Source organism: Caldalkalibacillus mannanilyticus JCM 10596 (assembly GCF_000615945.1).
Classification (GTDB): Bacteria; Bacillota; Bacilli; order Caldalkalibacillales; family JCM-10596; genus Bacillus_AT; species Bacillus_AT mannanilyticus.
In genome coordinates, this window is record NZ_BAMO01000017.1 from 1 (window position 1) to 18,482 (window position 18,482).

An 18,482-nucleotide genomic window follows, 5' to 3' on the forward strand; every position below is an offset into this window, starting at 1 on the left:
GCTTGTATAATATTTGAACTGAATAATATTATTGCAACATCTGTTCAGATGCAAGTAGTCTGGATGGTAGGATTAGTTTACTTTGTATTCATATTAGATAAAATAATTAACAATTTTGGGCGTAGTATTACAAATGGAAAATGGTCTAGACTGAAAACTTAAAAGAAAGGTGAATGATTTATTTTGTCAATTCAAGTAGATGGTCAAAAGGTGAATAGAGGAAGGGATAAGTTTACAAGATTTAAATATATTATTAATTTATTAGAAGCCATATTTAAAATATTGCCCAAACCATTTCTTTCTCCAATCTGGAGTTTTAGTAATATATTACCTAATTACGCAGGATTAGGAATGAGGTATTGTATACTAAGAGCAAGAGTTAAATCTTGTGGTAGTAATGTTTTTGTCGGTCCTAATGTTACTATTAAAGGTTGGGAAAAGATAGACATAGGGGATAATGTAAGTATTCATATGAATTGCTATATAGATGCAAGTGGTGGTCTATTCATCGGAAACGAGGTTTCAATTGCACATCAATCATCTATTATGACATTTGATCATTCATGGCATGACAAAATGCTATCTATTAGAGATAATCCTGTAAACTATAGCGCAGTAAAAATACAAGATGATGTGTGGATAGGCTGTGGATGTAGAATCCTCTCTGGAGTTGAGATAAGTTCTAGATCAATCGTAGCAGCAGGGGCAGTGGTTACAAAGAATGTATGTTCAAATACTATAGTTGGCGGCGTACCGGCTAAAAAGATTAAAGATATATGAGAAGAGGTTTTAAAGATGAAATTAGTGTTTGTTCATGATCATGTTTTCTATACAGATGGTGAAGGTTGCTATTATACGAGTGGAAAGCTACCCTATTCTGTTTGGGAGCGTTACTTATCCGTTTTTGAGCAAATAACAGTAGTTGCTCGGGCAAAAAAACTAACTAATCTTGATGATGTATCAAAATTAAACCTTTCGAGTGGATTGAATGTATCCTTTGTCGAAATGCCATCACTAAGCAACCCCAAAAACATTGTAACGAAAAGGCAACAGGTAATCAAAAAAATGAAAGAAATTATTTTAGAGAATGACGCAGTAATAGCAAGAGTTCCCAGTGAGTTAGGGTTGTTAGCTGCAAAGATTGCGCTAAAAGTAAATAAGCCTTGGGCAGTGGAAGTTGTAGCGCATGCTTGGGATGCCCTATGGAATTATGGAAATATTCAAGGAAAAATATATGCTCCTATATTGTATTGGAGAACTAGAGAAATTGTAAAAAAATCAAAGTTTTCATTGTATGTTACAAAGAAATTTTTACAAAGCAAATATCCTTCTTATGGATATCAAATAAATTGTTCCAATGTGGAATTACCTAATGTACCAGAGGAAGTTTTAGTCCAAAGACTGCAAAGAGAAGTTTCAGATAAATATACAATAGGTTTGATTGGTTCATTAAACTCAAATTATAAAGGAATTGATACAGCATTAAAAGCTATCCAATTAATAAGAAATATCGTGCCAAACATAGAGCTTCGTATTTTAGGAGATGGTAGTAAGGACCTTTGGCTAAATTTAGCTTCAAATTTAGATGTATTACAGAATGTTAGATTTGATGGTGTATTACCTGGCGGCGATGCTGTCTTTAATTGGCTAGATAATCTAGATTTATACATACATCCTTCGCGTCAAGAGGGGCTCCCTAGAGCATTAATTGAAGCGATGAGCAGGGGGTTACCAGCACTAGGTTCGACAGTAGCAGGGATTCCGGAACTACTGGAAGAACAATGCTTGCACAGTCCGAATGATTATAAAAAATTAGCTAACTTAATAGAGTGTTCGTTAGATATAAACTGGAGAGAAGAACAATCAAGGAAAAACTTTTTAACTGCTAAAGACTACACAAAAGAAGTTCTTGATAATAGAAGAAGGCTATTTCTCGAAGAGTTAAGAGGATTTGCTTCCACTTTAAAAAGTAATAGGTGATTCTATAAAATTTTGAGTAGGGAGGGATCGAATGAATGAAGAAAATTGCACATATTTGTACAGCGGCGGTTAGTCACAAAATACTCAATGATAAGTTACAGTTATTAAGTAAAAAGGGTTACATTATTCATGTTGTTTCATCAAAAGAAGGATTAGATGAGAAAAGTTTAGAAAGCTACCCCCACTTAATCTTTAGATATATTAATATGAATCGCGCTATAAATATAAAAGATGATGTAGTGTCAATTTATAGTATGTATAAGTTATTTAAAAAAGAGAAATATGAAATCGTCCATACACATACTGCTAAAGCTGGCATAATAGGGAGGATTGCAGCGAGATTAGCTGGCATCCCCTTGATTATCCACACCAGTCATGGGTTACCATTTTATGATGGACAAACAAAAATGAAGTACATACTTTATAAAAATCTGGAGAAATTAGGTTCTTATTTTTGTGATGCAATAGGCTCACAAAATAAGTTTGATCTAGAAAATATTAAAGAACTTTCACCGAAAAAACACCTATATTATGAAGGAAATGGTGTTGATTTAGATCACTTAGATGATAAATACAATGCCATAAGTGAAAAGGATTTACTAGAAATTCGTAAAGGGCTAGGTATTGGGGAAAATACTAAGGTTATTTTAATGGGAGCAAGATTAGAGCCGATTAAGGACCCAGAATTTTTAGTGCATGCAATAGATCTCCTAAATAAGAAAAATATTCATGATTTTGTATGCTTGCTTGCTGGGAATGGCCCACTTGAGAATCATATAGAGCAAAAGATTACTGAATTAAATTTACAAGATAGAGTAAAGTTAATAGGGTTTAAAAAAAATATTCATCCCTATATTAAATTAGCTAATATTGTTGTTCTTACATCACAAAAGGAAGGAATTCCTAGAATTATTATGGAATCAATGAGTTTTAAAAAGCCTATAGTGGCGAGCGACGTTATTGGAACAAATGAATTAGTGATAGATACTAAAACAGGGTATTTAGTCGAGTATAAAGATGTGAGTAAATTAGCTAGTAGTCTTGAGAAATTGTTAAACGATGATGAATTGTGTAAGCAAATGGGTTTGAATTCGAGAAAAAGGATAGAAGATGAATTTACAGAACAAAAAGTCATTGAAAGGGTAGATTTAATATATAGAAAACTAGGTGGGTTAAATTAAATAGTGAACTTTAGGAGGTACTAATAATGAAAATTTTAGTCACAGGTGCAGCAGGTTTTGTTGGATATCACCTGACACAACGATTATTGGAACAAGATTTTACCGTTGTCGGGATTGATAATGAGAATGATTATTACGATCCGAAACTAAAAGAAGGCAGATTAGAGGAACTCAAAGGAAAATCAGGCTTCACGTACTATAAAATGGATCTAAGTGACACGGCTTCGATCAATGAGTTATTTGAGAAACATAGCTTTCATACAGTGATAAACCTTGCGGCGCAAGCGGGTGTTCGATATAGCTTGCAGAACCCTAGAGCTTATATTGATTCCAATATTGTTGGTTTTACCAATATCCTAGAGGGCTGCAGGCATTTTGACGTAAAGCATTTAATCTATGCGTCATCTAGTTCTGTTTATGGGGCAAACACGAAGATGCCTTTCTCAGAGCATGATAACGTGAGCCATCCTGTCAGCTTATACGCTGCAACGAAAAAGTCTAATGAATTAATGGCTCATACATATAGTCATTTATATGGCATTCCAACAACAGGCTTACGCTTTTTCACTGTGTATGGTCCTTGGGGCCGCCCAGATATGGCGTACTATTCATTTACAAAAGACATCATCGAAGGAAAGCCGATCAAAGTCTTTAATCATGGCAAAATGAAACGTGACTTTACCTATATTGATGATATTGTCGAAGGAATTGTACGCTTGACCGATAAGATCCCTCAGCCAAATGCAGAATGGAATCGTCATGCGGCAGATCCAGGTTCTAGCTATGCGCCATACAAAATATATAATATAGGAAATAATCAACCTGTAGAATTAATGAAATTTATTAATACTCTAGAAGAGTTGATAGGGAAGAAAGCAAACATGGAATATCTTCCTATGCAATCTGGAGATGTAGAAGCTACTTTTGCCGACATCTCAGATTTACAAGAGGCGGTGGGTTTCAATCCATCTACACCTATTGAAGTTGGTTTAGAGAAATTTGTGAAATGGTATAAAAGCTACTATAAAGTTGATATAAAAGCATAAAATTCAAAATTAAAAGGAGTGAGCAAAATGCAAGTGAAAAAAGCGATTATTCCTGCTGCTGGATTAGGTACTCGGTTCTTACCGGCAACCAAAGCACAGCCTAAAGAAATGCTTCCTATTGTTGACAAACCCACTATTCAATACATTATTGAAGAAGCAGTGGAATCTGGAATCGAAGATATTATTATTGTCAGTGGCAGAAATAAAAGAGCGATCGAGGATCACTTTGATAAATCCTTTGAGCTTGAAGAAACCTTAGAAGAAAAGAAAAAAATGAGTCTATTAAAAGAAATTAGGGCCATTTCTGAAATGGCTAATATCCACTATATTCGCCAAAAAGAGCCTAAAGGACTTGGGCATGCCATTTGGTGCGCAAGAAAATTTATAGGGAATGAGCCTTTTGCCGTGTTATTAGGTGATGACATCGTGCAGTCAGAAAAGCCGTGTTTAAAACAGTTGATGGAAGTCTTTAACCGCTACCACTCTTCGGTCGTGGGCGTTCAAGAGGTAGCAGATGAGGATGTTTCCAAATATGGTGTTATTGCCCCAAAAGGCCAACCAATTGAGCCTAACGTCATCAATGTTGAAACCTTAATCGAAAAGCCTAAGCTTGAAGAAGCTCCTTCCAACTTTGCTATTATGGGAAGATATGTTCTAAGACCTGAGATTTTTGATATTTTAGATAACCAAAAACCTGGAGCCGGTGGAGAAATTCAGTTAACGGATGCCATCAAGCGTTTAAATGAATCTCAGGCTGTCCTAGCCTATAATTTTGATGGAATTCGCTATGATGTGGGAGATAAGTTTGGTTTTGTCAAAGCGACAGTAGATTTTGCTTTGCAAAGAGAAGATCTACGAGCCGATGTGTTAGCCTATCTTCAGGAAGTTTTTGATAAAGAATTAGTGGTAAAGGGGTAAGAGAAATGAAAAAATTAGCTGTTGTTGGTACAGGGTATGTAGGCTTAGTTTCTGGTACTTGCTTCGCTGAGATTGGTAATCAAGTTATTTGTTGCGACGTAGATCAAGGCAAGATTGATAGATTAAAAGCAGGGGAAATTCCTATCTATGAGCCTGGCTTAGAAGAGTTAGTTGCCAGTAATGTTGAAGCTGGTAGACTATCTTTCACAACGGAAATTAATACAGCAATTCAAAGCTCAGATATTATTTATATTGCTGTAGGAACTCCTATGTCTGAAACAGGAGAAGCGGATTTACGATATGTAAAAGCAGTTGCCAACACTATTGGTGAGAATTTAAATGATTATAAAGTAGTTGTGAATAAAAGTACGGTGCCAGTGGGGACAGGCGAACTCGTTCGTTCTATTATTAGTGAGCACGTTAACAATACAATCGAATTTGATGTGGTTTCTAACCCTGAATTCCTGAGAGAAGGTTCTGCGATCTACGATTGCATGAATATGGAAAGAGCCGTTATTGGAGCGACAAGTGAGAAAGCAGCGGACATTATTGCTGAGCTACATGCGCCATTCAAAACCAATATTTTAAAAACAGATTTAGAAAGTGCAGAAATGATTAAATACGCAGCTAATGCTTTCTTAGCAACAAAAATTTCTTTCATTAATGATATTGCTAACGTATGTGAAAGAGTGGGAGCAGATGTAACGAAAGTAGCGGAAGGAATGGGATTAGATAGCCGTATCGGTTCTAAGTTCCTGCAAGCAGGTATTGGTTATGGAGGTTCTTGCTTCCCTAAGGACACTCAAGCTTTGGTTCATATTGCCGATGAAGTTAATTATGACTTTAAGCTTTTAAAATCTGTTATTGAAACAAATGACTTACAGCGTCTTCGTATGATTGAGAAAGTGGAGAATGTATTTGGGAAGGATTTAAGCGGAAAAACAATCGCTGTCCTTGGCTTAGCATTTAAACCCAATACAGATGATATGAGATACGCTCCTGCTCTGACAATCATTCCTGAACTAGTGAGAAAAGGCGCGAAAGTGAAAGGTTTTGATCCGATTGCTATCTCAGAGGCGAAGAAGGAATTGGGAGATCAACTAGAATACTCAACTGATCTATATGAGGTGTTAAAAGGCAGTGATCTATGCTTAGTATTAACAGAGTGGAAAGAAGTTTTAGAAATGGATGTTGAGAAAGTGAAACAGCTCCTGAAACAACCAATTATCATTGATGGACGTAATTGCTTTGAACTTGAAGAAATGAAGAGCTATAATATTCAGTACATTTCAATTGGTCGTCAAGAAGTTCCCAAACAGTTAGTAAATGTGTAAAGGTTGTGTATTTTGTAAAAGGAAGGTGAATAAAGTTGAAGAACATCTTTGATATTACTGTTGGAGTAGTCGCTTTAGTTCTTCTTTTACCCATTATTTGTGTGGTGGCTCTTCTTGTGCGTCTAAAACTAGGTTCACCCATACTTTTTAAACAAGAAAGACCAGGTCTTCACGGACGCCCCTTTAAAATTTATAAATTTAGAACAATGACGGATGCTAGAGATGAGTTGGGAAATTTATTATCAGATGATATAAGGTTGACTCGATTTGGTAAGTTACTAAGAAAGCTGAGCCTTGATGAACTTCCGCAGCTGTTCAATGTTGTAAAAGGGGAGTTAAGTCTTGTTGGACCACGTCCATTATTAATGGAATACCTATCTCTATACACTCCAGAACAAGCAAGACGTCATGATGTCAAACCTGGGATTACTGGCTGGGCACAAGTAAACGGAAGGAATGCGATTACTTGGGAAGAGAAATTTAAATATGATGTATGGTATGTCGACAATAGAAGCTTTTGGCTAGATATTAAAATATTGTTTTTAACTGTCTTGAAGGTGTTCAAATCAGAGGGGATTAGCCAGAAGGGGCATGTGACAATGGATAAATTCAAAGGAAGTATTTCGTAGTGAAGAAAATTGTTTTGATTGGTGCAGGAGGACACAGTCGTGTTGTTCAAGATATCATCAATGCGTTAGGCTATTCAATTATGGCGTTAGTGGACAATAAATTTGAGAAAGTAAATGAGATAGATGGGATTAAGTATGGGCCTACTTCCTTAGTGAAAGAAATTAAATATAATGGTGAAGACATTTTTCTTGTTATAGCAATAGGAAGTAATGTTATTCGAAAAAGAATATTTACAGAACTTTCTATACCTGCTGAATACTATGCTACACTTATACATCCATCAGCGATCGTAGGCTCAAATGTAGAGATTAGCTTTGGTACCGTTGTTATGCCTAATGCCGTTATTAATGCAAATTCTGTAATTGGTAATCACTGTATTATTAATAGTGCTGCCGTTATAGAGCATGATAATGTAGTCGATTCGTATGTACATATTTCACCTAAAGCTGGTTTGGCGGGTAATGTGAACGTTATGGAAGGGGCTCACTTAGGAATAGGTGCAAATGTCATACCTGGAGTTAAGATAGGATCATGGAGTGTTATTGGAGCGGGAGCTACAGTCATTGAAAACATTCCTAATTCGGTTGTAGCAGTAGGTATACCAGCAAAAGTCGTCAAAAACCTTGATGTGAAAGAAGGTAATAATGAATGAGAGAGAATAAAGAGAGAATCTATCTTTCTTCACCTCATATGAGTGGGTTAGAACAACAATATATTAATGAAGCGTTTGAATCTAATTGGATTGCTCCTCTTGGACCTAATGTAGACCATTTTGAAGCCGAGCTTGCCAAATACGTAGGAAGTCAAGGAGCAGTTGCCTTATCTTCTGGTACAGCGGCTATTCATCTTGCGCTAAAGCTTCTAGACGTGAAGGAAAATGATATCGTTTTTTGTTCATCATTAACTTTTTCAGCTAGTGCGAATCCTATATTGTATGAGAAAGCTTCCCCTGTTTTTATTGATTCTGAGCCAGAAAGTTGGAATATGTCACCAAAGGCTCTTGAAAGGGCATTTGAGGATGCAATTAAAGAAGGAAAACTACCAAAAGCTGTAGTTGTTGTTAATCTGTATGGTCAAAGTGCTGATATGGATCCTATTCTAAAAATATGCAACCATTATAAAGTACCGGTGATAGAGGATGCAGCTGAATCGTTAGGTGCATCTTATAAGCAGAAGGCTAGTGGTACCTTAGGCAGGTTTGGAATATACTCCTTTAATGGTAATAAGATCATTACGACATCAGGTGGAGGTATGTTGGTTTCTGATGATCTTGAAGCCTTAGAAAAAGCTCGTTTTTGGGCTACGCAATCACGTGACCCTGCTAGGCATTACCAACATAGCGAAATAGGTTACAATTACAGATTAAGCAACGTATTAGCGGGAATTGGAAGAGCACAACTTCAAGTGCTAGAGGATAGAGTGAAGGCTAGAAGAGCTGTTTTTGAGCGGTATTATGAAGCGTTTTCTCCGATTGAGGGAATTGAATTTATGCCAGAAGCGCCATTCGGCAAACATAATCGATGGTTAACCACATTAACAATGGACGAAAAAAAATGTGGGATTCATATTCATAATGTCATAGATACCTTATCAGCAGATAATATTGAGGCACGTCCTGTTTGGAAGCCAATGCATTTACAGCCTTTGTTCAAGAACTATAAATACTTTGCACATGAAGAAAAGAAAAGTGTTTCAGATCAGTTATTTGAAACAGGGATATGCTTACCGTCTGGTTCTAATTTAACTCTAGAGGATCAAACTAGAGTAATTGAGAAGCTTCACTCATTACTTGTGAATAAATAATACGAATACTCACATTGTAGGTATAGAAGGCATAAGGAGAAGTAACAGATGAAAAAATTAAGCTACTTAATACCGCTCATTATTTGGATCATCCTTATTGCCACCCTATCTTCTCAGGATTATCATACCCAAAGCATTAAACCTTTTCTTAAAGAGCATTTTACTAAAGAAGAATTGAAAGAACGATTACCGGATATTCAATTCAAATATAACAATAGAAAAATAAATGCTCAAAAAGACCCCTTTCATTTCATTGAATTTATTTTTCGGAAAACAGCGCATGTAGTTGTTTATGCTATCTTAGCCATTTGTCTATTTATAGCATTAAAAATAAGGCTTGCTAATCAGTGGAAGAGAGTAGGAGTCACATTAGGAGCGACTCTCTTGATTGCAGCTCTAGATGAATGGAATCAATTTATGTCTTCATCTCGAACAGGCTCTGTGAAGGACATGATGATTGATCTGATTGGGGCATGTTTAGGGCTTATGATAGTTATCCTAGTGAGTGCTTGGAAAGAAAGGCAGCAAAAATAGCAGAGAATAATAACGAAAAACCTATAAATCATTAAGTATCACAATATGTGAACATGATTTATAGGTTCATGTTTTGTTTCTATAAGGTGAAGATAGGTAACCGGTGGGCGCTTAGAACTTGCCTTGCAAATTGGAGTACAGCTCTGACTTTTTACTAGCGATTGCAGCTTTGTATTCTTGCTCAGCCTTTTTAACAAGATCAGTTGGAAGATTATTTTCAGTTAGCTCATGGGACATCTGATTTAAAATAATATCGAAGGTGGCATCAATCGAGTTCTCTAACATATTAGCCCCTTGTAAATATTTTTTTGCTAAAGCAGTCGTATCTAGCTTTCCATCCTTTTGCTTAGTAGTGTATTCCTTAGCGGCGTTGGCTACTAAGGCTTCTAGCTTTTCTTGTGCAATACTTTCTAACCTTTCAAACCTCGGTTTGTATTTTGCTTCAATTGACTGGACAGTAATTTCTTTTTTGCTGTCTTTAGAGTTGCTAGGTGAACTGTTGCTTGAGCTTGAATCTGAATTTGATGAAGTGTTATTGGTTGGGGAATTCTTCCCTTCTGTATTAGAAGTCGAAGTTTCTACAGAATCACCATCTATTGAATCGAAATCTTCTTCTAGCTTGGTCAGTTCTTCTAGAATACTAACATCGAAAAAACCTTCTGGTAATTCATTGACTAACTCTGCTTCAATCTCTGGATCAGGTGCTAAAAAATAGTTATAGCCCCATATCCCTGCAATCAGAATAAGGGATAACAGTCCTCCTAAAATAATAAAAATTACTTTTTTCATACATCGTCCTCCGTTATTTGGATGAGTAAATAATTACCTATTATACATGAAAAATGAAAGATTGACCATTAAACAATGGTTTGTGGGTCTAAAGAACTACCTTTTGAGTAAAAAAAATTTTTTAATGACAAAATATTGCTTTTAAATTAGTAAAATTGTAGTATAATAATATAATGCTAAACAGCCGATATATAAAAATTTGCGGAGGTGCAAAAAAGTGAATTTTAAGAAAAAGTTAGTAGCTTCAATACTATCAACAAGTATGATAGTGTCAGGTTTTTCAGTAGCGTTACCAGCAAGTTTTGGAAGTTCAAGTACATATGTATCAGCGAATCAACATAAGGTGGATGCCGTAGCGGATTTTTTAATAGAAATCCATGGGATGTTAAATGCCGATGAGAGAAAAGCTATTAGTGATGCAAGAGATAAGTTAAATGATCTGACAGCTGATGACTGGACTCAAATTTTGGGAAGTGCAACTATTGCCAAAGTTGATGCCCAGATAGGAGTTGGAAAGACGGTAGAAATTTCGAAGGGAATTGCAAGTATTATTTATGGACCAAGCGTTTCTCTTAAAGCAGATATTGCTAAATTTAGAACAGATTATAAAGATGATTTTGATACTGTTTTTGGAACTGAACGGACTGTAGAGAAGATGTTTGAGTTTATGTTTACATTTTCTGAGAAACTTAATGAAGCAGCAATTTCTGGGATGATATCCGGTTCGCAGCAACCTTACCAAAATATATTAAATAAAGCGATTCAAGAAACAAAGAAAGAACATCCTGAATTTTCTAAAGCTCTTACTACGGGTACAGGTTTGACTGTTGAAGAACTACTGGGAGATGTTCGCGATCGCTTAGAAGCTAAAGTTGATTCTAATAAAGAAGCAAAAAATTCGTTTACAGTGTGAATGGCACGGGGTGTTGAAATAAAATTAAATGGGAAAGCAACTTTGACAGAAAAAGAGGAAGTAGATTATAGTGTAACATTTAGGGAAATACCTATACCAGTTAAATGGGTTTCCAGTAATACATCTGTAGCTAGCTTTAGCTCTAATAAATTAAAGGCTAATGCAACTGGAACAACAGTAATTCAAGCGGTTATCTTTGGTGACTTGGTTATTGCTCAACAAAAAATTACTGTTAACTCTTCTGGAACTCCAGTCAACCCTGGTAACCCAGGTGGCGGCGGTGGTGGAGTAGGTCCTATAGCCCCTTCTACACCAGTAGTTGAAATTCCAGATCAAGACATCCCATTAGGTAGTGGAAATTCAATTAAAATTAACAATGCTTCTGAAGAAGATACGAAGAAAGTAATCGAAAGCTTAGTATTTAACAATCCTGCTTTGCAGATATGCATTATGTAAGTTCTTTAATGAACTTAGACATTGAAAATGCAGCTGGTGAAAAAGTACCAATGCTTAAAGAAAGAGAAAAGGTTGTCTTCAAGGCAGATACTTCAAAATTAGCTCAAGGTCTAAATCAAGAGAAAATCAGCTTATGGCAAGTTGTGAAAACTGGAAATACCGTTACTCTTGAATATGTACCAAGCCGTTTTGTTAATGGTGAAGTGATTGCTAAAGTATACGAAGGCGGTCAATATATCTTGGCTTTAAATGATAAGAAGTTTGAAACACCAGCAGCAGGAAATGGATATGCGAGAGTTTCCGTTGAGATCTTAGGATCTAAATGTATTGTAAAGGGACGTCCAGATGGTAACTATGACTATGCAGCAGACATTACTCGTGCTGAATACATGACTCTTCTTGTGCGTCTATTAGAATTAAAGTCATCAGGAACTAAGAACCTAAGCTTCTCTGATATCAGCACGAAGGCTTGGTACACACAAGATTTACTAGCAGCGGTAGAGCATGGTTTAATCACTGGTTACCATGATGGAACGGCTAAACCTAATCAAAAGATCACTCGTAAAGAAATGGCGATCATTTCCGCAAGAGCATTAAAATTAGCAGGTCTAGCTGGGGAAGCGGATGTAGATGTTATCCTTTCTGCTTTCACTGATGCAGACAAGATTGACATTTGGGCTAGAGGAGATATTGCTTTAGCAACAAATAATGGTCTAATTCAAGGCTATCCAGATGGAACGTTCAGACCAGAAGAGAAAGCAAATCGTGCGCAAGCAGCTGTGATCATGAAGAGATTCTTTGATCTATTTATTAAATAATTTAGTAAGCAATCCTCATAGATAACTTGTACGTTATTACACTAAGGCAGAGCAACATGACTTAACGTCATTTGCTCTGCTTTTTTTTTTGCAACAAGATCAAATCTTACCACTTTTATACACTTAAAACTAGAAAATACTTAACTTAAAGGAGAAATAATTTTTGAAATATCTACTTAAAAAGAAAAAATTCATTGGAATAGTTGTTATTATCTTTCTTATTCTTGGTATGTTTCCCATGGTCAACGCTCAAAATATGCATGCAAAAATTAATTTTTCTATTATTTCCCCAAAAGTAAATTCTTCTCACTATAACGAATTGAAAATAGTTATATCAAATCCTATTTCTACATATCAAATAAACCATATTACGGCTAGGGTCGAAGGGATAGAAACAGAACTTACATATGATGAACACGCGTATGATAATAAACACTCGGGATGGGTTGGAACCTTAAGTTTAAATGATATAACACGGGGACTAAAAACATTAGAAATTACAGCTGAGGATGTTTACGGAAATAAGTTTTCTAGAGAAACTAGTTTTTATTATTCTAAACAGCCTAGTTTAAAGATAAACTCACCCTCTAACTTTGATGTGGTCAATGGACGTTTAAAAATAGATGTGGAAGCCATAGAAGAAGAATCGGCAACGATAAAAGTTTACATTAGTGACGAGCAGTACTTTGATAACCGCAGGCGAATAAGTGAAGGAATAAACCGAATTGATACTGAGGTAGACATTGATCCAGAGCTATTTGATAAAAAAACTTTATTTTTGCTATTTGAGGTCACCAATGAAACGGGTGGTAAGTATGAAGAAAGTAGAACGATATATACCGTTGAAGGTAGTTTAAATAAAGAATGGCAAGTAGATGGGGAAATATTGGATTTTAAAGACAATAAAATATTGTACAAAACAACTAGAAACCAAGTTATAATGAGGGATTTAGAGAATTCAGAGGAGCAACTAATCTTTGATGATGAAGCTAATGTAGCGACACAAGCATATATCACTTTATTCGGTGCTGTTATTGTAAGTAAAAGTAATGACTATAGTAATAGAAACTACCGCATATATGAATATAAAGACAATAACACAACATATTTAGGAAGAACAGATTTGGATAGTTCATTAAAAGTAGAAGGGGATTTTGCTATTTGGAAAGGAGATATTAAACCCATAGAAGCAGAAAAAGAACCTATTGGTAATAAATTGTATATAAAAGATCTTGAAAGTGAACATCTTAGTTTGATAACCGAAAGAGTCCAATATAATGAATTTGATCTTACCGAAAATGGTGAAGTAGTATATACATCCTCAGAAGATAACCAAATTTATAAATACTATAATGGAAATTTAAGTAAGGTGTCGACAGGAGGATATGTATATAGCAATCCAAAGATAAGTGGGTCAGCTATAATCTATACAAGTTATAGAAAAAATGACAATACATATTCTTTAATACTTCAAGCAGATGAAGAAGAAACAGTGCTTTCTACATCGACGCAGAGGTTTGATAATTATTTAATAAACGGCGAATATGTTGCATTTTCTCGACCGATAAATGGAACCAGGCAAGTATTTTTGTGGAAGGCTGGAACAACGCAACAATTAACCTACTCAGGATTAGGGGCATCAGTAGATTTTTTAAGGATTAATGGTGATGTTATAGCAAGTTCATATATTGATGGCTGGGGGCATTATCTTTTTAATCATAATTCTGATTCCTCAATTAGGGTTTATGGTATATCTTCAAATATTTTTTGGTTAAATGAGGAGCTTTATTCAGTTTTAGGTGGAGTGGTATTAAAAATTGCAACAATTCCTACGCCTATACCTGTACGAGGTGTTACTCTTTCTGAGGAATGGCTAGATTTAGAATTAGGAGATGAGGTTCAACTGACTGCTAGTGTAATTCCTTCAGATGCAACGGATCAAAAGGTAGTATGGTTAAGCAGTAACCCAGATGTAGTTACTGTTGACGAAAAAGGAAAAATTAAGACAAAAAGAGTGGGTTCATCGACTATCATTGTAACGACTGTAGATGGAAATAAAACTGCAGACTGTTTGGTTACAGTTACATCTTTTTCTCCTCTTTTTCCTAAAATTAACGATGTAACTGAAGAAGACACTATAGTAACGGGAAAATCGGTACCAGGGGCTCAAATAACCTTAAAATTGGAAGAGAATATATTAGGAACTGCAACAGTAGAAGATGATGGTATGTACAGTATTCAGATAGAAAAGCAACCTGCTGGAACTATCTTAATCTTGACAGCTACTGATGGTAATAGAACCGAAATAATAGAAGTAAGGGTAAAAAAAATGCAAGAGGTACCTTCAAAACCAATGATCAACGAAGTTACTCATGAAGATACTGTACTAACTGGAACAACAGGGGCAGGGATGACCGTAACCGTTAAGGCAGGTGAAACGGTTTTAGCCACAGCAACAGCAGGAGCAGATGGACAATTTAGTGTGGAGATTCCAAAGCAACCAGCCGGAACAAAATTAACCGTGACAGTAACAGACGAAGAGGGACGTACAAGTGAGGCAGTTGAAGTGATTGTGAAATCAACAGAACAACCACCAGGTGGTGAGCAACCGATTGACGAATGTTTCATTGCTACAGCCGCTTATGGCACGAAATTCACACCATCTGTTACGCTATTAAGAAACTTCCGTGACCAGTTCTTACTAACCAATGGATTAGGGAAGAAGTTTGTAGAATTCTACTACAAGCATTCTCCGCCTATCGCTCAATTTATTGCCGATAGTGAGATTCTTAAATTTACAGTTAGGACTTTATTGCTTCCAGCAATTGCTGTAGCCTACCTCTTCTTCCACCCTTACCTATTTATCTTATTGCTAGGGCTTGCTGGTATGATGGTCTGGCAGTGGCAAAGAAAGAGAAAGTTAGTTTTTATGTAATAAAAATGAATGAGTGCAAAGAAAAAAATCAATCTTTATATAAAAAAATTCATCGTCAATTTCTGTGAAAGTCTACGGCGAAGCTGAAGATTGTGAGTTACACAGAAAATGAGGAAGGGTACAAAGGGAGTGTATTATGAACTCGATAAGTTACAAGAAAAGAATAATATCTATTATTACTGGTATTTTAATTATAGTAGGTATTTTTCCTATAGCTAGTGCGGAAAATGCAAATGCAAGTATTTCTTTTACTATTATAAAACCAAGCTTAAATTCAGTACACGATGAGCAAGTAGAAATTGCTATTTCAAGACCGAACTCTCTTTATCAAATAAGTGAGGTAATAGCAAAGGTTGACGATAAAGAAATAGGATTACAATATAGTGAAAAAGCGTATTTGGACAGAGGGTATTACTACCCTGGTTGGCTGGCTACATTAGATCTTAGCGGTTTATCCCGTGGAATGAAGACTCTTGAAATAACAGTAAAAGATGTTTATGGAAACTTTACAACTAAACAAACGAACTTTAAATACTCTCAACCACCAAGGTTAACAATAAATAATCCGGGACACTTCGATCTAACAAATGGTCGATTAACAATCGATGTAGAAGCAAGTGACTTAGAAGGTGAAGAATGCAAAATAATAGTTTATGGAATTAATCCAGAATGGGATAGACGTTATAAAATTGCCGAAGGAATGAATAGAATAAATGGTCTTTATGACATTAATCTTAAACTTCATAATGGAGAAATTTTAGATTTATATTTTGAAGTTTCAAATGAAACAGGAGGCAAACTAGAGGAACATAGAAAAGTGTATGTAGACGACAGTCCTTTTCTAAAACAGGAATACCATCTAGATGGGGAAATATTAGATTATAAGGATAATAAAATCTTGTATAAGTCTTTTATTAATGATGTTTTTATTGTGGATTTAGATAATTCGGAGGAGGAACTTATTTATTCAAATAAAAAGAATTCTGTAGTTGCGGGGCATTTAACAGAATCTGGTGCAATTATTTCTGTTCAAGATAAAGAGCATTATTACAGATACAACAGTCTATACGAATACAGGAATAAGAGCTTGCTTTATCTAGGAAGATTAAAATTAGAAGATTCAATGAAGGTACAAGGAAACTACCTGATTTGGAACGGTGATATAAAACCAGTACTGGATCGATCTACTGTAAGTAATGAATTGTACTTTAAAGATCTAGTAACTAATCAAATTGATTTTGTGAGCAATGTGGAAGGGAATCATCAAAATGATTTGACCTCCAACGGTGAAGTTGTTTACGCTTCATTTACAGAGAACTCTATTTATAAGTATCATCAAGGAATAACAAGTAAAGTATCAACCGACGAAACATATAATTATAGAATTCCTAAATTTGGAGAACAAGGAATCTTATATATTAAGTACAAAGGGGATGAAAATTATTTAATATTAAATGAAAATGGAATTGAAGAAGCTATTGTGACGAGTCCAAATGGAATTATTGATTACACTAAAAATGGGGAATATATTGCTTATAGTAGAAATATTAATGGAACAAGCCAGGCCTTTCTGAAGTTTCATGACACAGAAAAACAATTAACGTTTTCTGGAAAATCAACAAAAATTATATCTCTTAATGTACATGGAGATATAATTTTAAGAATATATAATGAAAATAGAGATAAGTACGATTACTATTATATGAATAAGGACTCTAATCAACCTCTAAAGCTTTATACGCAGAACTTTAAGATTAGTTGGAAAGAAAATAAAAATAAGCTGTATGGAGTTATAGGGGGATCTATAGTACAAATAGATACAAATATTAGTTTAATTCCTGTTACTGGCGTAAGTCTGTCTAGGAAGGTAATGCCAGTCCATTTTGGTTATCCTCATGAACTGAAAGCTACTGTCACGCCGTCGAATGCAACAAATCAAAAGCTAATATGGTCGAGCAGTGATCCAAGTATAGTGTCAGTTGATCAGACAGGCGCAATTACCGCACAAACTACAGGTACAGCTATAGTAACTGTAACTACACAAGATGGAAACATGCAGGCAAGTTGCAAAATATATGTCCCAGGTTATGGCGAAATTACCCCAGAAAAACCAGAAGTAAATGAAATTACAGAACGTCATACTTTAGTAACAGGTACAGCGGAGCCTAGAGCTAGAATAATTGTAAATGGTCAATATGGATTTTTAGGATCAGCAACTGTAAGCGAGGATGGAATATTCAGTGTTGAAATAGAAAAACAATTACCAGGGACAAAATTAAAAGTGGTTGTGAATAATGGCACTGAATATGAAAGTGAAACAGAAGTAGTAGTAACTGAATCTCAAATATTTCCTCCAAAACCTACAATCAACGAAATTACAGATGGTGACACCACCCTAACAGGAACTACCGATCCTAGAATGACTGTGATAGTTAAAGTTGTTAAAGGATGGTTATTCGCAACAGCAACCGCAGGAGAAGATGGACAATTTAGTGTAGAAATTCCAAAGCAACCAGCCGGAACAAAATTAACCGTGACAGTAACAGACGAAGAGGGACGTACAAGTGACGAAGTCGAAGTAATTGTGAAATCGACAGAACAACCACCCGGAGGAGAAGAGCCACCACCGGGAGAAGAACAACCGCCTGGAGGAGAGGAGCCACCACCGGGAGAAGAACAACCACCAGGTGGTGAGCAACCGATTGACGAATGTTTCATTGCTACAGCCGCTTATGGTACAAAATTCACACCATCAGTTACGCTATTAAGAAACTTCCGTGATCAGTTCCTATTAACCAATGGATTAGGGAAGAAGTTTGTAGAATTCTACTACAAGCATTCTCCGCCTATCGCTCAATTTATTGCCGATAGTGAGATTCTTAAATTTGTAGTAAGGACATTACTGCTTCCAGCAATTGCTGTAGCCTATCTCTTCTTCCATCCTGCCTTATTTGCCTTATTGCTAGGGCTTGTCGCTATGATGGTCTGGCAGTGGCAAAGGAAGCGAAGAATGGTCGTGAATTTTAATTAATCGTTTGAATATGAGTAAATCAAAAATTAAATCAATTTAGAAGAATAGTCCCCATCTGGTAGGTGGGGATTATTTTTTGTGTCCAATTTTCCTTCGAAACACACATGTTATCCC

16 protein-coding genes are annotated in these 18,482 nt (G+C 35.7%); 15 read left to right on the plus strand and 1 reads right to left on the minus strand.

Going from position 1 to position 18,482, the window contains the following annotated elements:
• The first annotated feature begins 183 nt into the window (after positions 1-183).
• Genes JCM10596_RS10790 through JCM10596_RS24995 form a run of 10 tightly spaced genes read left to right on the plus strand, consistent with a single transcriptional unit; the run spans position 184 to position 9,426 of the window.
• Positions 184-780, plus strand: coding sequence for an acyltransferase (locus tag JCM10596_RS10790; RefSeq protein WP_025027142.1), 597 nt, complete (start codon positions 184-186; stop codon positions 778-780).
• 15 nt (positions 781-795) lie between these two features.
• On the plus strand, positions 796-1,980 hold the full coding sequence (locus tag JCM10596_RS10795; protein WP_025027143.1) for a glycosyltransferase: 1,185 nt from the start codon (positions 796-798) through the stop codon (positions 1,978-1,980).
• A gap of 35 nt (positions 1,981-2,015) precedes the next feature.
• Positions 2,016-3,161, plus strand: a complete 1,146-nt coding sequence (locus JCM10596_RS10800) for a glycosyltransferase family 4 protein (RefSeq protein ID WP_025027144.1) — start codon at positions 2,016-2,018, stop codon at positions 3,159-3,161.
• Between the two features lie 26 nt (positions 3,162-3,187).
• Complete coding sequence (locus JCM10596_RS10805) at positions 3,188-4,207, plus strand: NAD-dependent epimerase (RefSeq protein ID WP_025027145.1); 1,020 nt, start codon at positions 3,188-3,190, stop codon at positions 4,205-4,207.
• A 27-nt stretch (positions 4,208-4,234) separates the two neighbouring features.
• Entirely contained in the window at positions 4,235-5,125 is an 891-nt protein-coding gene (gene galU / locus JCM10596_RS10810) for a UTP--glucose-1-phosphate uridylyltransferase GalU (RefSeq protein WP_025027146.1), read from the plus strand.
• 5 nt (positions 5,126-5,130) lie between these two features.
• The gene (tuaD, locus tag JCM10596_RS10815; protein WP_025027147.1) at positions 5,131-6,459 is read left to right on the plus strand and encodes a UDP-glucose 6-dehydrogenase TuaD; all 1,329 of its coding nucleotides are present in this window, start codon (positions 5,131-5,133) and stop codon (positions 6,457-6,459) included.
• Between the two features lie 35 nt (positions 6,460-6,494).
• Positions 6,495-7,088 carry a sugar transferase gene (locus JCM10596_RS10820; RefSeq protein ID WP_025027148.1) on the plus strand — a complete coding sequence of 198 codons (594 nt, stop codon included), beginning with the start codon at positions 6,495-6,497 and terminating at the stop codon, positions 7,086-7,088.
• A complete protein-coding gene (locus tag JCM10596_RS10825) occupies positions 7,088-7,741 on the plus strand; it encodes an acetyltransferase (protein WP_025027149.1) in 654 nt (217 codons plus the stop codon). The genes JCM10596_RS10820 and JCM10596_RS10825 overlap by 1 nt, the downstream gene beginning before the upstream one ends.
• Complete coding sequence (locus tag JCM10596_RS10830; protein ID WP_025027150.1) at positions 7,738-8,892, plus strand: DegT/DnrJ/EryC1/StrS family aminotransferase; 1,155 nt, start codon at positions 7,738-7,740, stop codon at positions 8,890-8,892. Before JCM10596_RS10825 ends, JCM10596_RS10830 begins: the two co-directional genes overlap by 4 nt.
• Before the next feature lie 48 nt (positions 8,893-8,940).
• A complete protein-coding gene (locus JCM10596_RS24995; RefSeq protein ID WP_025027151.1) occupies positions 8,941-9,426 on the plus strand; it encodes a VanZ family protein in 486 nt (161 codons plus the stop codon).
• A gap of 111 nt (positions 9,427-9,537) precedes the next feature.
• Here the strand turns inward: JCM10596_RS24995 and JCM10596_RS10840 are convergent, their stop codons facing one another.
• Complete coding sequence (locus tag JCM10596_RS10840) at positions 9,538-10,215, minus strand: hypothetical protein (protein ID WP_025027152.1); 678 nt, start codon at positions 10,213-10,215, stop codon at positions 9,538-9,540.
• A 217-nt stretch (positions 10,216-10,432) separates the two neighbouring features.
• On the opposite strand from JCM10596_RS10840, the gene JCM10596_RS10845 reads away from it, so the two are divergent.
• From JCM10596_RS10845 to JCM10596_RS27800, 5 genes are all read left to right on the plus strand, one after another.
• The gene (locus JCM10596_RS10845) at positions 10,433-11,128 is read left to right on the plus strand and encodes a hypothetical protein (RefSeq protein ID WP_025027153.1); all 696 of its coding nucleotides are present in this window, start codon (positions 10,433-10,435) and stop codon (positions 11,126-11,128) included.
• A 42-nt stretch (positions 11,129-11,170) separates the two neighbouring features.
• Positions 11,171-11,584 (plus strand): hypothetical protein, encoded by a 414-nt coding sequence (locus JCM10596_RS10850; protein ID WP_148302568.1) that lies wholly within the window; start codon positions 11,171-11,173, stop codon positions 11,582-11,584.
• Positions 11,585-11,592: 8 nt separating this feature from the next.
• Positions 11,593-12,402, plus strand: a complete 810-nt coding sequence (locus tag JCM10596_RS10855; RefSeq protein ID WP_159102344.1) for an S-layer homology domain-containing protein — start codon at positions 11,593-11,595, stop codon at positions 12,400-12,402.
• Positions 12,403-12,565: 163 nt separating this feature from the next.
• The gene (locus tag JCM10596_RS27795) at positions 12,566-15,337 is read left to right on the plus strand and encodes an Ig-like domain-containing protein (protein ID WP_025027156.1); all 2,772 of its coding nucleotides are present in this window, start codon (positions 12,566-12,568) and stop codon (positions 15,335-15,337) included.
• Positions 15,338-15,473: 136 nt separating this feature from the next.
• Positions 15,474-18,368, plus strand: coding sequence for an Ig-like domain-containing protein (locus tag JCM10596_RS27800; protein WP_025027157.1), 2,895 nt, complete (start codon positions 15,474-15,476; stop codon positions 18,366-18,368).
• The last annotated feature ends 114 nt before the right edge of the window (positions 18,369-18,482 follow it).

Bases quoted from the DNA above. Each gene is read 5' to 3' on its own strand.
- JCM10596_RS24995 (WP_025027151.1), top strand. From the start codon at position 8,941: ATGAAAAAATTAAGCTACTTAATACCGCTCATTATTTGGATCATCCTT.
- JCM10596_RS10795 (WP_025027143.1), top strand. From the start codon at position 796: ATGAAATTAGTGTTTGTTCATGATCATGTTTTCTATACAGATGGTGAA.
- JCM10596_RS10855 (WP_159102344.1), top strand. From the start codon at position 11,593: ATGAACTTAGACATTGAAAATGCAGCTGGTGAAAAAGTACCAATGCTT.
- JCM10596_RS10805 (WP_025027145.1), top strand. From the start codon at position 3,188: ATGAAAATTTTAGTCACAGGTGCAGCAGGTTTTGTTGGATATCACCTG.
- galU (WP_025027146.1), top strand. From the start codon at position 4,235: ATGCAAGTGAAAAAAGCGATTATTCCTGCTGCTGGATTAGGTACTCGG.
- JCM10596_RS10830 (WP_025027150.1), top strand. From the start codon at position 7,738: ATGAGAGAGAATAAAGAGAGAATCTATCTTTCTTCACCTCATATGAGT.
- JCM10596_RS10840 (WP_025027152.1), bottom strand. From the start codon at position 10,215: ATGAAAAAAGTAATTTTTATTATTTTAGGAGGACTGTTATCCCTTATT.
- JCM10596_RS27800 (WP_025027157.1), top strand. From the start codon at position 15,474: ATGAACTCGATAAGTTACAAGAAAAGAATAATATCTATTATTACTGGT.
- tuaD (WP_025027147.1), top strand. From the start codon at position 5,131: ATGAAAAAATTAGCTGTTGTTGGTACAGGGTATGTAGGCTTAGTTTCT.
- JCM10596_RS10800 (WP_025027144.1), top strand. From the start codon at position 2,016: ATGAAGAAAATTGCACATATTTGTACAGCGGCGGTTAGTCACAAAATA.